Origin of the sequence: Wolbachia endosymbiont (group A) of Cephus spinipes, from assembly GCF_964026895.1 — a bacterium.
In the GTDB taxonomy this organism is placed as follows: Bacteria; Pseudomonadota; Alphaproteobacteria; order Rickettsiales; family Anaplasmataceae; genus Wolbachia; species Wolbachia pipientis.
On sequence record NZ_OZ034713.1, the window covers coordinates 939,534 to 954,347 of the forward strand.

General features: G+C 35.2%; 9 protein-coding genes. 6 read left to right on the top strand and 3 right to left on the bottom strand.

The features are described 5' to 3' along the window. Positions 1-15 precede the first annotated feature (15 nt). Both AAGD59_RS04435 and AAGD59_RS04440 read left to right on the top strand, forming a co-directional pair. Complete coding sequence (locus tag AAGD59_RS04435) at positions 16-2,256, top strand: hypothetical protein (protein ID WP_341812880.1); 2,241 nt, start codon at positions 16-18, stop codon at positions 2,254-2,256. A gap of 40 nt (positions 2,257-2,296) precedes the next feature. Beyond that, positions 2,297-3,427 (top strand): hypothetical protein, encoded by a 1,131-nt coding sequence (locus AAGD59_RS04440; protein WP_341812881.1) that lies wholly within the window; start codon positions 2,297-2,299, stop codon positions 3,425-3,427. Between the two features lie 473 nt (positions 3,428-3,900). Here the strand turns inward: AAGD59_RS04440 and AAGD59_RS04445 are convergent, their stop codons facing one another. Both AAGD59_RS04445 and AAGD59_RS04450 read right to left on the bottom strand, forming a co-directional pair. After that, a complete protein-coding gene (locus tag AAGD59_RS04445) occupies positions 3,901-5,403 on the bottom strand; it encodes an ankyrin repeat domain-containing protein (protein WP_341812882.1) in 1,503 nt (500 codons plus the stop codon). 524 nt (positions 5,404-5,927) lie between these two features. Then, positions 5,928-6,989, bottom strand: coding sequence for an ankyrin repeat domain-containing protein (locus AAGD59_RS04450; protein ID WP_151808102.1), 1,062 nt, complete (start codon positions 6,987-6,989; stop codon positions 5,928-5,930). A 790-nt stretch (positions 6,990-7,779) separates the two neighbouring features. Between AAGD59_RS04450 and AAGD59_RS04455 the strand changes: the two genes are divergently transcribed. The 4 genes from AAGD59_RS04455 (at position 7,780) to AAGD59_RS04470 (ending at position 12,850) form a co-directional block, all read left to right on the top strand. Beyond that, on the top strand, positions 7,780-9,147 hold the full coding sequence (locus AAGD59_RS04455) for a hypothetical protein (RefSeq protein WP_265028004.1): 1,368 nt from the start codon (positions 7,780-7,782) through the stop codon (positions 9,145-9,147). 9 nt (positions 9,148-9,156) lie between these two features. Beyond that, positions 9,157-10,020, top strand: a complete 864-nt coding sequence (locus tag AAGD59_RS04460; protein ID WP_265028003.1) for a hypothetical protein — start codon at positions 9,157-9,159, stop codon at positions 10,018-10,020. Next, a complete protein-coding gene (locus AAGD59_RS04465) occupies positions 10,020-11,381 on the top strand; it encodes a hypothetical protein (RefSeq protein WP_265028002.1) in 1,362 nt (453 codons plus the stop codon). Before AAGD59_RS04460 ends, AAGD59_RS04465 begins: the two co-directional genes overlap by 1 nt. 161 nt (positions 11,382-11,542) lie before the next feature. After that, positions 11,543-12,850 carry a hypothetical protein gene (locus AAGD59_RS04470; protein WP_265028001.1) on the top strand — a complete coding sequence of 436 codons (1,308 nt, stop codon included), beginning with the start codon at positions 11,543-11,545 and terminating at the stop codon, positions 12,848-12,850. A 487-nt stretch (positions 12,851-13,337) separates the two neighbouring features. On the opposite strand, the gene AAGD59_RS04475 is transcribed toward AAGD59_RS04470, so the two are convergent. Next, positions 13,338-14,813, bottom strand: a complete 1,476-nt coding sequence (locus tag AAGD59_RS04475; protein WP_265028000.1) for a recombinase family protein — start codon at positions 14,811-14,813, stop codon at positions 13,338-13,340. Between the last annotated feature and the right edge of the window lies 1 nt (position 14,814).

Below are 14,814 nucleotides of genomic sequence, written 5' to 3' on the forward strand. Positions count from 1 at the left end.
TAAGGGGTATTTTGTATGAGTAATGGTGATGGACTTATTAGGAGTTTGGTGGATGGAGATCTTGAAGGATTCAGACAAGGATTTGAATCTTTTTTAGATCAATGTCCATCTTTCTTGTATCATGTAAGTGCAGGTCGTTTCCTTCCTGTATTCTTTTTTAGCATGTTTGCTACTGCACATGATGCTGATATCTTGGATGCAAATGAGAGAGTCTATTTTCGTTTTGATAATCATGGTATTGATACAGGTGGTAGGAATAGAAATACAGGAAACTTAAAGGTTGCTGTTTTAACTCGTAGTCGTGACGGACAGCGAGTTGTCAAGTGTTACAGCATTTCTGATCGCCCTAACAGTGATGGGTTAAGGTTTAGTACAAGGGAGAGAAATGCTCTAATACAAAAGATTATACAGCAAAATCCAGATTTAAGGGAAGGAGACCTAGATTTTGAGCAATATAAAGTATGCATGCATGGAAAAGGCAAGAGTCAGGGAGAGGCAATTGCAACAGTATTCGAGGTGATTCGTGAAAAGGATTTTAGGGGTAGAGATAAATTTGCCAAATATTCAGCATCTGAGATTAGTCTTCTTAGACAACTCTTAGGAGATCACAGATTGACAATTCAGGAAATAAAAGGAAGACAACTCAATCAAAATCAGCTCAGACAACTTGATAGATCAGTCAATTTTGCACAGGTAGCACAAGGTCAACAAAGGATTGACAACTTTATGGAAATACTAGCAAATAACCAAAGACAAAATGTAGAACGTAGAATGCACAGGGAAGTTTTGCCATATATAACTGACATCTATGATAATTGCAGACAAGCGCTAGAAAATAATATTGAAAATCGCAATCAAAAATTTGAGAGTCACGGGTTTTTATTAGGTTTTTTAGCAAATTTTAGTCATCGCTACACAATAGGCATCGATCTTGACTTATCTCCTAGAAACTCACATGTTGCATTTCTTATACATCATCAAGCAGAAAGAGAAAATATTCCTATTGTTATTAATCTTGCTATATTTGACACACCGTCAGATGTTGCATTAAACTGTGCCATAGGCTACGCTGGAAGGTTACACAATTCTTCATTTATACCTATCCATACTGAATCAAGAAATACTGTCTGTGTTGGATTAAATTTTAATTTAAATCGAATTCCTTTTAGGGTTGATACAGTAGGGCTTCAACAGGGCAGGTTTCCTTTAGTACAAAGATTGTTTGAGTATATAGAAGATGAAGAGGTTGGAGAGAATATTAGAGATTTCTTGCTTCAACATCTTCCTGGTGAAATACCAAGAAATGCAGAGAATTATAACAGAATATTTGATTGTATAACTGGTTTTGCTTTTGGAAGTAGTGCTTTTGATAGAGAGTATTTAGAGCTGGAAGAAGGAGAAGATCGAGTACGTGTAAGAAAGTATATATTTAGATACGGTGATGGAGATTTAAGAAGACATACTTTAACTATGGTCTCTTATGCTCAGGGTTATAATATAGTTACACTTCATATTAGAGCTTACGATGCGCAACAGCAAGAAGCTATCGATTTACAAGCTCTTAATGTTAATAGAAATAATGTTCATGTATGGGAAGTTTCATGCACACTTAATGACCAATTTGAGCTAGATATTGATCAACCAAATGACCTTGGTTTATATCACGATTACCAAAATAATAATGCAAATAATTTTCTTGATGGTGATCTTGTACAAGTACCTAATGCTGAAAATGTACATGGTATTTCAGAAAGGGTTATGAATGATGGCTGGAAAAATGTAGGTCAGCATAGAGAACTATTTCAAGAGATCTCTGGAGCATTGATGCCACTTAGGGACGCAATAAATGTTAATAGTGAGGATAAGTTTCGTTCTATACTACATGGTACATTTTATGCTAGTGATAATCCTTATAAAGTGCTTGCTATGTATAAAGTTGGTCAAACATATAGTTTGAAAAGGGGTCAGGAAGAAGAAGGAGAAAGGGCAATACTCACAAGAATTACAGAACAGAGATTAGACCTTTTATTATTAAGGCAACCTACAGCAGATACTCATCCAATTGGATATATATTAAGATTTGCTGGTAATGCAGAAGAAATAATACAAAAGGAGAATAACGCAAAAGATCAAATAAAAGAACTTATAAACAAGCAGAGAGGATATGTGCCTATTACTTCTGGAAATGAGGTGGTTTTACTTCCTCTTATATTTAATGCAGGTGCAGAGAGAGTAGAAGGTCTTATATCTATATAGACTTGATCGTGGTGGTCGTGACTCAAGACCAGGAGTATTAGTGGGACCTGAAAGTGTTATTGATGAAAATCCACCAGAGGGTCTATTATCAGATCAGACTCGTGAAAATTTCAGGCGCTTTTACACGGAAAGAAAACCAGGACAGAACTCGATTTTTTTGCTTGATATAGATGATAATCTGCACGTTCCATTTAGTTACTTGCAAGGTACTAGAGCACAGGTAATAGAAACATTAAAGTCAAGAATAAGGAGAGGTGATAATTCCATTCCTACAGCACAAGAGATAAGAAGACAAATAAGAGATATTCTTAGAAATCAAGGGATAGAAGTAAATGATCTACTTACGCTAGAATTTGCGACGAGAAATGGACATTATGATTACTGGCTTCAACAAATTGATATAGCTCACGCTGGAAGATTGCGATATCAGCTTCGTACTGAAGGTAATCACACTTTTGAAGTAGCTAATTTGGCAAGGAATGACGGTAACGAGCACATTGTTAGAGTATTAAATCAATTTAGGGAAAATGAAAAACAACAGCGTTTAACTTTAATCATTACTTTAAATAATACTCATTGGGTTACACTAGTGATTGAACGTCAAAATGGGAACTATGTTGGGTACTATGCTGATTCAACTGCTACTGCTGTTCCAGGTGGTATTACTGATATCATTCAAAATAACTTAGGAAATAATATCAGGATTAATAATGTTTCTGTTAGTCAGCAAACAGATGGTTGGAATTGTGGTTTATGGGCATTAGAAAATGCTAGTGATATTAATCGAGTTCTAAACGAAAATCCTGTTGGGCAAGTGCAGAATATCATAAATATAATACGCGATTTTCTTGGAAGAGGCCACCCAAACAGAGATAGAAATTACTTTCAGAACATAAGAGTGGGCATTTCACAATTATTCAGGAATGATCCGGGATTTCAAAGTGTGCAATTGCAAGCATACATTCAAAATAGAGAACAAATTGATCCATTACTACGTACTTATCTAGAATTAGGATATCACAGAGTGGGAGGAGGGTGTGGACCAGTAGAAGCACCTATATCGCTTAGTGTTAGTGATTCCAGTAATTTTGGTGGCCTGCCACAGTCGAGTTTAGAAGGTCCTGAAGCTAGTCGTGTTTCTGACCTTAGCAAAGGTAAAGGCGGTAGGTAGAGGTAATCGGTAGATGAAAGGAGTGTAACAAAAACCTTATGCATCAAGTAAAGATTGTGAGCAAATTTAAAGAAGTTAAGGTGGGTAACCTGTTTTTTTCTACTTGCAGCAATGTTTCAAAAAGTATATGTGTCGAGTTGGGTAAAGTTGAAGGAGGTTCTTATAATTTGGTAGTGTATAACATTAATAAATTTAAACGATGCAACCATTTCCAGCAACCAAAACCAGCCAGCGTGAGAACAATTTTTTTTTGGAATGGGTAGGTTTTGCAGCACACTACCCCTAGATTTTTCACTTTTTCATATAGCTTGAACAAACTTTTTCTAACTCATTCATGTTTGTACTTTAACATATTTAATAATTGAAACGACGTCTATGAGTCAGATACCGCCCATACCACTACACTTTGGGGATGCACATCAAGCCGATAGTAGTTGCATATTCCATACACAAGGAGCTAAACTTCAACAAGCCTAAGTTCTGCAGATGTATGTTTCTTCACATTCGATTCTCTCTATTTTAGCACTGGGCTTTAATATCATATATGTAGTCCCACCAACCGCTAACGCAAGTGTTGTGGCTGCAGCAACCGCCCCTACTATAGGCAGAAATCCAATTGTAAATACTGTTGCAAAAATGGTTGTCGCAGCTATACCTAATACTGCTGTTGATCCGCCACTAACAAGACCCCACTTGGTTGCATTATATTCTTGTTGTTTTATTTCTGCTTCCCCGAAAAGCTGTATTAAACTTTCATCTGTGGCTAACTCTCTTGGAGTTTTACCATTAGTGTCTTTTAACAAAGGATTTTCCCACTTTTTCAGTAAAGACTCTGCTACTTCTGTGCAGTCATAAATAGCAGCTAAATGTAAAGGAGTACGACCTTTTAGTAACGTATGTGCTCTATCTTCTACTACACACCTCACTAGATGCTCTACAACTTCTTTCATACTTGGTTCTTTTCCTATTAAATACTTAACTACCTTTGTGCAATTATTATAGAAAGCACTATGTAAAGGAGTATTTCCGTCTTTATTCACTACATTAAGATCTGATCCTTTTTTCACTAGAAGTTCTATTATGTCTATATGGCCATTTGCAGCAGCTAAGTGCAAGGAAGTATTTCCGTCTTTATTCACTACATTAAGGTCTGATCCTTCTTTCACTAGAAGTTCTATTATGTCTATATGGCCATTTGCAGCAGCTAAGTGCAAGGAAGTATTTCCGTCTTTATTCACTACATTAGGGTCTGATCCTTCTTTCACTAGAAGTTCTACTATGTCTATATAGCCATTGGATGCGGATAAGTGCAAAGAAGTATTTCCGTTTTGATCTTTTATATCAACACCTGCTCCTCCTTCTAACAGTAATTTTGTAACATTTATATCCCCAAAATTTGCAGCAAAATGTAATAATGTATATTCTTTTGTATGGTTAGAATCATCTTGTACTTTGAAAATGTAATTTATATCAAACCCATGTTTTTTCCACTGATTACATTCATGCATTATATGTTTTATACTACAACGCTCCTGCTCTAACTCTCTGAGCTCATTCTCATATTTCTTGAATTCCATATTAAATTTTGCTTCGCTATCTTTCAAACTATTATTATACCTTTCATATTCCCAATCATAATCAGGTATAGCATGTCTAGAATCATAATTGGATTTACTACTATTGGCATTGTTATGCAGCTCCTGTAACAATTTACTATTGTACTGGTAGTTTAACGACTGTATCTTTCTGCCATAGTTTTCACTCGATAACTGTGTCTCTCTGTTATAGTTTTCATCCAATAGCTGCATTTTGTGGTGAATAGATTCACTAGATTCATTAATTTCGCTTGACCTTCTTGAATTATATTCTTGTAATTCATTTGCTATTCTTGTAGTTGTGTTATTGCTGTATATACTTGGATTTTCCTCTATCCCCTGCAATATTATTTCAAATTCATTCTTCATAAAGTCTATCATACCTATACCTCAAAATTAAAAACACATGCCTAAATTGTACACGTATTTAATAAAAAAGCAAGTTTTTGCTTGTCAGTTCTAATTTCTTATATTCTTTTCTTCTGTCTTTTTCTTAATTATATGTATGTCTTTATGTAGATATTAAAACAATATTTCTACTATTCCACAAACCAATAAATGCAACAGAGAAGAAGTTGCTTTGGAATCGGAAGGTCCGCTGCGGAGGCTTAAGACCTGCTGCAAAAGGAAAGCCCAGTTTTTGTGGTAATTATGATCTTTAAAAAAACCACGTTTAAAAATACTTCATACAAGCGAGGAACACCTCTTCTTGTTTTCGCAGCAGGTCTCCATGTATCCTTCTTTAATTAAGAGAATGACTAGCTCCTTGAGTTTGTTCAGTGCTTGGGCACTCAAGGTTACTATTTATATCTTTATTTTTAACCATCTCTGCAAATGTCTTGACTTTCAGTGTAGGAACATGTCTTGTTGTAACATCTTCGAAGTCTACAAAGTAAATTAGTGTATTATTTCGTACTCCTGTTCTTTATACCAGTAAATGTCATTGCTTGAAAATTACTTCCATAATGCGTCGATAAAGCATCAATCAATGGTTTATGATTATGTAGAAATATTCTTTTTTCTATTTCTGGCATTATCTGAGCTTTAAGTTGTATATTCTCTGGACTGACATATAAGCCAGTAGCTTCCAGTTTTGCTATGTGATTTACTATTAACTCAGCATTGTCTATTTTATTCGAGATAATAACGCAATTTAAAGGAGTATTGCCATCACCATCTATCACATCAATATTCGCTCCTTTTTCAAGTAAAGACTCTATCACACCTTTTTGGCTATGTTCAGCAGCCCAACTTAAAGGAGTATTGCCATTATCATCTATCGCATCAATATGCGCCCCCTCTCCGATTAAAAGCTCTACCACTTCTCTTTTGCCACTTAAAGTAGCAGCATGTAAAGGAGTATTTTTACTCTCATTCACCGCATTAATATTCGCCCCTTTTTCGATTAAGAACTCTACTACTTCTCTTTTGCCACTTAAAGCAGCAGCATGTAAAGGAGTATTTTTAACCTTATTCACCGCATCAACATTCGCCCTTTTTTCGATTAAAAGCTCTACCATCTCTCTTTTGCCACTTAAAGCAGCAGAAAATAAAGGAGTATTGCCATTATCATCCACCGCATCAACATTCGCCCCTTCTTTGATTAAAAGCTCTACCACCTCTCTTTTGTCACTGAAAGCAGCAGCATAATGTAAAAGAGTAGGTCCATCTTCACTTACCATATTAATATTTGCCCCTTTTTCGATTAAAAGCTCTACCATCTCTCTGCCACTTAAAACAGCATAATGTAAAGGAGTGAGTCTAAGTTGCTGAATATTCGCTGCCTCTACTACCCCTCTTTCCCTTGTATTACTTAAAGCAGAAAGACGTGAAAAAGCTTTTTCACCCTCATCTACCGCATTAACCTCTGCTCCAGCTACTATTAACTCCTCAATTTGCCCTATATTACCCTGTACAACAGCATTAAAAAGTTGTTCATTTAACTCTCTTTGTTGTATTTCGTTCATAAATTACCTCTAATTTGTTAGTATGCTAGATGATAATGCAGTATAAATATTTGATATTTATTAATATTACTACACTTACATTATATATAAAATTTTTAATTCAATTCATCATCACCTGCAACATCAGCAAGCCAAACGCCTCCCTTTTTTCGTTGAGCGTCATAAAGCTTTTTCTATATACTTCCACAATCTTTGCCTCTTTTCCATGAGAGTTTCTATTGCATCTTTGTCATAAGATGAGCACAAACCTTTTTTGCTATAAATTTACCTTAGTTTTCCTTTTTATCCTCAAATGAATTGGTATTAATTTAGTAAAATATATTACTAATAACCTAACCGATACAACCACTTTCAGCAACTTAAAATAACAAGCGTGAGAACAAGTTTTTTTGGGATCAGTTGGTCTACCATGTGATACATACGAACTTTTATTTATAATAATTTTACTATACGGTAAAACTAGCCATATTAGCCCATTTGATCCATATCTACATACGAACTGTTTTACCTAAGCTTATTAAAATAATTTAAATCTTCTATTTTTATAACCTTATTTTTACGCTGCTTGTTCTCACAAATATAAGATCTTTTTTCTTTTTAAACAAAGTAAACATTTAAAATTTTTATGACGCTGAGAAATTAAGGTATTGTCTGTAAATTCCAATAGAATTTTTGTATCCGTTCAATATAGAAAATGTTTTTCATGAAGTTTTTTTATCCCTAGTAATTTTAGGTTGCTATTTAATTCTAACTTTCACATAATGCCATAAGTATTTTTTTAGGAGATCAAATGCCAAGAAAAACAGAACGTCATGTTACAGTACTTAATAAGTTACAAAGTGTTATTGAACATACAGATTCTAAAATTGCTGCTGGAAGGCATTTAGCGATTGAAAGATGGGTGAAAACCTACATTGAACAAATAGAGTATTTAGAAGATAGTGAGTTGCAATTCTTATACAACATATTTCGCGATGAAAGTTGCTGGTCGGATACAAAATTAAATAATCACATCCTAGGACAGAAGCTAACTGAGAAAAAAATAGATGAAATAGAGAATCCATTTTGTAGGTATAACATGGCTTGTAGGTATTGTGTGGTAGATAAAATTTATCCGTTGTTTCAAGAGCAATTTGAGTCTTACAAAGGTAGAGTCTCTCCCGGTGCAGTAGACATGGATGGTAATCCTGTAGATGACAAATATATAAGAAGTAATTTGCTTGAGTCTATGGGAAGTTATGATCCTGTATTTAGCTTTTGGATTAATAGAGAATCTGGAACATTAAAGGAATATAATAACGTAGATGGCTTCCGAGAAGCTGTAGATCTTAAATGGAGCGAGGGGGTAGAATATTTCTATAACCTTTTAAGCCGGCAAGAAAGAGAGGAGGAAGCTATTAGTGCAGTTACTACCTTGTCCACTATTCAATGTAACTACAATCGTGCTACCGTTTTAGATTTTTGCCTGTATAAAATGGATGATCCAGCAAAACATGAGCTATTGCTTAAGTTGTTAGAAAAAAATCAAGGAGTATATTCACTTCTTAATGGTTTGATACGTTGGAGTTTTCTTGGTACAGTTCGAGATATGGTGAAGAGCTGGTGCTATGAAGAAGTTTCAGTACCTGCAGACAAAATACTTTCACATCATGATTATACACTCCTTCTTTCCTCACTTTCAAATGTAATGCTAGAAAGTCCTGAGTCAGGTGTTCAAGCTAGATCAATTACTATGGATATTTGGAGGTGCAATCGCTTTAATGAGAATAAAAAGGCTGCTGTTTTTTCAAATGGTAGAGTCCCTATCAAACGCATGCTTGCTGGATTAATTGTAGATTGGGAGCGCGGTTGTGCTTTAGGTGAAGGTGATACTGGAAAGAAAGACGAGCTGTTAGAGATTTTACAGTTTGCAAAAGAGTATTGTACACAGGAGGATTTTGTGAATTTTAAAAATTATTTAATTAGCAACCTAAAAATGGTTGGTAGACCTGGTATGAAGAGTGGTGTTGATTATGGCAAGCTGGCAGAGGAGTTGTTTTCTGAGCTAGATAAGTTACCTATTCCTCATAGAGGTGGCGGTGACTTTGGTGGCTCTGGTGACCCGCAGTCTATGTTAGGATCTCCTGGCGTTAGCGGTTTATCTGGTCGTAGTAAATAGAGGTGTTTTATGCATAACAATGGTGAAAATATTGGACTGATTAGAAGTTTGTTAAACGGAAATTGCCAAGAGTTTGTAGAAAGGTTTGAATCTTTCTTGGATCAGTGTCCATCTTTTTTGCACTCGGTGGGTAAGGATCGCTTTTTTCCTGCATTCTTTTTTGGTATGTTTGCTACTGCGTTTGATTCTGATGTTGCAGATAATGAAAAAATTTATTTTCGTTTTGACAACAATCCGAATGAACCTAGAAAAGGAAACTTAAAGGTTGCTGTATTAACTAATGACAGAGATAGAAGAGGCTACGGAATTGTAAGATGTTTTACTATTGCCGATAGACAAAATAGTTTTGGTTCAAGATTTAGTCAGCAAGAGAAATTGTGGATAGAGAATAATTTACAACAGCAGAATGTTGCATCACGGGCTGGGCGGTTTGCATGGGAAGAGTATAAAACATTTGCATGGGCAGAAAATCTGGGAGAAGACGAAGAAGAGGAAGCAATAAAATGTGTAAAAATTCGTGAAAGAAACGCATTTACTGGAAATTCAGCATCTCTATGTAATGGCTTTGAAGAGATCACCAGGAACTTTGGTATACAACAAGGTTTTCTGTCAGGTTTATTAGGAGACTTGGCAAGTAATAATGCAGATGATGTTGTTGATACTATTGATGATGTTTTGCAGTACATAATTAATCTCTACAATAGGTATAATCAGCAACTGAACTTCAATAGCAAGGAGTCGGACTATCATGGTTTTTTGTCAGGGTTTTTGATGAATTTTAGGTATCGTCATACAGCTGGTATTTACCTTGAGTTATTTGTGGGGGGTGGATATACAGATATTACTTTCTTGTACGTGGTGTACAACGATTGATGGATTCTGTTCCTATTATAATTGAACTCAAGGCAGGACAAGCAAGGGATAGATATGCTGATCGAGCATTGGCGCAAGCTGAAAATTACGTTACAAGATGTCCCGTTTCTTCCATATCCATACACACCTCGTCGGAGGATGCTGTTTGTGTAGGATTAAATTTTGATTTAGATAACAATGAACGTTTACAGCTTAGTACTCAAAGCTTTTTGGAAAGAGAATCTTCTTTATTGAAAAGGCTATTTAATGGACCAATAGCCGAAATTGAAGAGAGCGTTAGAGATTATTTACTATACCCAGCGTTTGGTGTACCTGCTGTACCAGGCATTAGAAATAGGGATGGTGTTAGTGCTAGGGATAGGAGAATATTTCTCTATACAACCGGCTTTACCTTTGGGAATGCTACATTTGCAAAGAAAAGAATTATGTTAACAAGAGGAATTTGGGTAGATGTAACCAAACACTTATTCCATTATCACAATGACGATAAAATGCTAGACCTGCAAGGAGGGGTTACACAGATAAATGTTGGAAATCGTGCCTTGACCATGATTTTACATGCATTATTAGGAAGAGAGGAAAGGGTTATTATACTTAATATACGTCATGTACTAGCAACTCACCAATTTCCAGAACGAGGCCTAGATCTATCACGTTGGCCAAACGCTAGAGTGTATGAGGTAGTATGTGGATTGGACCCAACAAGAAGAGCCGAGGATGATCTTGGTTTAACTGTTGGTGTAACACCATTTGACTCACCTGCCCTCTATTTACAAAGTAAAGTAGGTGGATCTTTTCTAGGTGAATTTTCACAGATAGGTGGTGTCAGTAACGTACACAGCACTGCAGATATAATGATGAATACTGGTTGGCAAGTACAAAATCGTCATGCACAAATATTTCAAGCAATTTCTCATGTGCTATTTCCGTTAAGGTGGATAGTAAATAGGGATAACGCTAGAGAGGCTGGATTTCATTCCATACTGCATGGGTTATTTTATGCCTGTGATAATCCAGCTAGGGTAATTATTGAATTTCAACTGGGAGGAGGAGAGAGATTAGATCTGGTATTATTACGGTCTCCAGATAGTAGAGATGGTGTTCACCCGATAGGAATAGAGTTGAAGTTTGCTGGTACTGGTGAATTACAGAGTAAAAAGCGTGAAGCAAATAACCAACTAGATGATTATATGCATTGTAGAGGTTATAAGCGTATTACCGATGGAGACACAGTAGTTTTATCGTACGCTATATGGAATGATCGTGCGCAGAGGCCAGATACTCTTATATCAGTTAAGGATGTTCTTCGTATAAAGGACAACCTAGGACACAGTTCTGCAGATGATCTTCCTGGCAGATGAGGGTTATTGAGAATTTACATATCAAATTAGGTGTACAATAGATTATACTGGCCAAATTTATATGGCAGTTTGCAATATGAAAATTAGAAAAATTATACTTGCATTGGCTTTTATTCATGCTAATTATTGTACATAATGTATTTATAGATTAAGGAGGGAGTATGGTGTTAGAATATATTTTAAGGAATGAGCAGGTTTGTGCAAATGGTAGGTTAGCTACTGAAGAACAGCATACGGAGCGTTTTGGTCAGCACACTCTTGAAGAAAGCACATCATCGTTAAGCCAAGAACAAAATGATGACTGGAATGAGTCCGTTGTTGAAGACAACAATACTGTTGTTGAAAGTTCTTTTATTCCAGAGAACTCAATTTTAATGAATTTAGCAAATCTGTTAACTGAGAGCGAAAAAGCTTCGATTGATGAATTTCATGACAATATGGAAAGTATAATGAAAGAGTTTCATAAAAATAGATATGAAAATCCTGCAAAGGTCACTCTAGAAAAGATGGAACATTTAATAGATGAATATTTGAAAAGAAAAATAAAGCTAAATTTACGCTGTGATCACTATGAATGTAGTGTGTCGAATTTTATATTAAAAAAAATAATTGACATTGCTAATGCTAGCAGTGTTATGCGTATAACTCCTACTACTAGATCACGTTATAAGGACAATGGGGAGGAGCCAATAGATGAGTGGGAAGAGGCTTTAGAACCTTTATTCAATATTGTCAATAAGCTACTATTAGCAGGTGCAAAAATAGAGTCTGATTTTTACAATGACGGAATGATAGATGAAGCTATGTACGGAAGTGATGAACCTATTTTTACAGAATGTAAAAAAATTAAGGACGAATTAAAAAGTATCGCATACAGAGGTTTAGTAAACAAAAATGAACAAGTTAAAGATAATGATCTGAAAGTAGAAATAGATAACAATCTTGTTCTTTTCATGTGGCCACAAAACAGTATCGTTGAAGTTGCAAAGGTTATGAATAGTAAGGTGAATGAAAATTTCAGTATAGAAAGTAGCATCTTACAGATTGGGGAAAGTATAATAAGAGTTGAAAGCATAGGAAAAAAAAGAAATTATACAGATGTCTTAGGAGATAGCATTGAAATGTCCTTTACCACTGAAGTAGGAGAGATTAGTATTCATCTGTGTCCTGGTGATAGTAATATAATAAAAGTAAAGCTTGATGGAGAGAACCAGGAGAAGTTTGACAAATTAAAAGATCAATCAAGTTTAGGGGAAAGCTGCTTTTTAGGAGGAAAAAGTGTTCTACAAGCTGTTAACGATAAAGGTTTTGAAAGAAACGGTAGAATACTTATAGAGTCAGCTGAAACTATTAAACAATCAAATTTTGTAGTGAAAGAATCAGGTGTTCCATCTACTCTTATGAAGCCAATCGATAGTTTAGACCAGCTGCAAAAGATGGGAGCTTCGAAAGAAATAGTAGTGTGTTAATGAAGTCAACTAAAATTAGTAAACAAAAGAAAGGTCTTGGAGGGGTAAAAAAATTGATGTATCTTCAAAGTAAGATTTTTTGAAGTATAAGCCATACTCTCAAGGTGAGAAGAAATAGTAGGGAGATAAGTGTTGAATTAATAATTTAGAGATTCTTCTAAAGAAATTATTTTTCTTTCTTGATCCTTATTCTTTTATAGGTATAGCCTTTTGTGTTTGATTGAATTGACTTTTTTGATACCTACAGAATTTCCTTTATCAGACCCAACACATGATTCAGCGGGAGAAGAGCGGTCAGGGACATTTAGCTCTTACGCAATAACTTTGGGAGTTCTGGAATCGTTTCATACATATGTTTAAGATTATCACTATTTTTATTACATAATTAAGTGTCAGTTCCTGTAACATTAGTTTACCTCCTATTCTTTGTTTTAAAGTATTGGTTTTCTGGCACATAGTCTTTTCCATTGCCTATTGCTTTTGTAAATTAAGATTCTAAGCCGTAAAACTTCTCTAATTGCTCACCCCATAACATCGGTATTTCCCTCAAGTCAGATAGCTTCAAATCTCTTGGCTGTCTCCCATTTACTATGTCTTCCTTTATTTTTGGAGCTAAATAATTTAATCTCAAAATTTGCTGTATACGTCTTGTACCTATATTAATTTTGGCACTCATCTCTTTAACACTTCTATACTTTCCCTCTTCTAGCTGACGTTTCCATAGGTGAGCTCTCACCACTGCTTTCAGTAGTGCATTATTTGTTTTCCCTTCTGGCTCTACTACTGTGCATTTATTTCCTTTCTTTTTTATTGGTATAAATTCCACCTTATCCTCTAAACACACTTCTATTTCATCTTCTTTCACCAATACTGTTCTTATTAACTTTTTCACTACTTCTTTCTGTTTTCCAAAACTTAAATTTTTCCACTCTTCTCCCCATTTTCCATATAGCTGCTCTGTCCTCCTCATTACTTCTTTTTCTACTTCTCCTGCTACTACAGTTCTGTTTATTGATTCACAATTTTTTCCTCTTAAATGATTATTACACACGTAATATCTATATCTTTTATTCTCCTTCTTTGCATACGTTAGTGTCATATTTACACCACAGCTCTTGCACTTAATTATTCCCTTTAACAGCGCTTCCTCGTATTTCGCCTTTCTATATGGCTGATTCTTTATCAATTCTTGTGCTTTTTGCCATTTTTCCTCTTTTATTATTGCTTCATGCTTTCCCTCATACTGTTTGTCATAATGTCTTATCTTTCCCACATATATTGGATTTGTTATTATTCTCCTTACCGTCGCTTTTTTAAAGATATCTGATTTTGTTCTGTAACCTTGACTATTTAGCTCCCTTGCCAATTCTGCAATTGACTTCAGCTCTATATACCTCTCAAATATATGTTTTACCAACTTTGCTTCTTTTTCATTTATTATTAATTCCTTCTCTTTTACATCATATCCCAGAGGCAAAGTTCCACCCATCCATATTCCTTGCTCTTTTGATGTTGCTATTTTATTTTTTACTCTCTCTACTATCATCTCTCTTTCTAACTGTGCTGCTCCTGATAACACCGTTTGTACGAACTTTCCCATTGGCGTATTATTGTCAAATATCTGCGTTACTGCTACAAAATTTACTCTATGCCTTCTAAAAAATGATGTTACTTCAATGCTGTCTTTTGTTTCCCTTGACAACCTGTCTAGCGTATATACTACCACACAATCTACTTCTCCTGTTTTTACATCTTCAAATAATCCCTTTATCGCTGGTCTTTCTAAATTCTTTCCTGAGAAGCCTCCATCGTCGTACCTTTTGGCCAATACTACCCAGCCCTCTCTGCTTTTTATGTACTTTTCACATGCTACCCGTTGTGCATCAAGACTATTAAACTTTTGTTCTAGACCGTCTTCATTTGATTTTCTCGTATATATCGCACATCTTACTTCTTTTAGCATT

Coding starts and splice junctions, on each gene's coding strand:
- AAGD59_RS04470 (WP_265028001.1), top strand. CDS start 11,543: ATGGTGTTAGAATATATTTTAAGGAATGAGCAGGTTTGTGCAAATGGT.
- AAGD59_RS04475 (WP_265028000.1), bottom strand. CDS start 14,813: ATGCTAAAAGAAGTAAGATGTGCGATATATACGAGAAAATCAAATGAA.
- AAGD59_RS04465 (WP_265028002.1), top strand. CDS start 10,020: ATGGATTCTGTTCCTATTATAATTGAACTCAAGGCAGGACAAGCAAGG.
- AAGD59_RS04455 (WP_265028004.1), top strand. CDS start 7,780: ATGCCAAGAAAAACAGAACGTCATGTTACAGTACTTAATAAGTTACAA.
- AAGD59_RS04445 (WP_341812882.1), bottom strand. CDS start 5,403: ATGATAGACTTTATGAAGAATGAATTTGAAATAATATTGCAGGGGATA.
- AAGD59_RS04460 (WP_265028003.1), top strand. CDS start 9,157: ATGCATAACAATGGTGAAAATATTGGACTGATTAGAAGTTTGTTAAAC.
- AAGD59_RS04450 (WP_151808102.1), bottom strand. CDS start 6,989: ATGAACGAAATACAACAAAGAGAGTTAAATGAACAACTTTTTAATGCT.
- AAGD59_RS04435 (WP_341812880.1), top strand. CDS start 16: ATGAGTAATGGTGATGGACTTATTAGGAGTTTGGTGGATGGAGATCTT.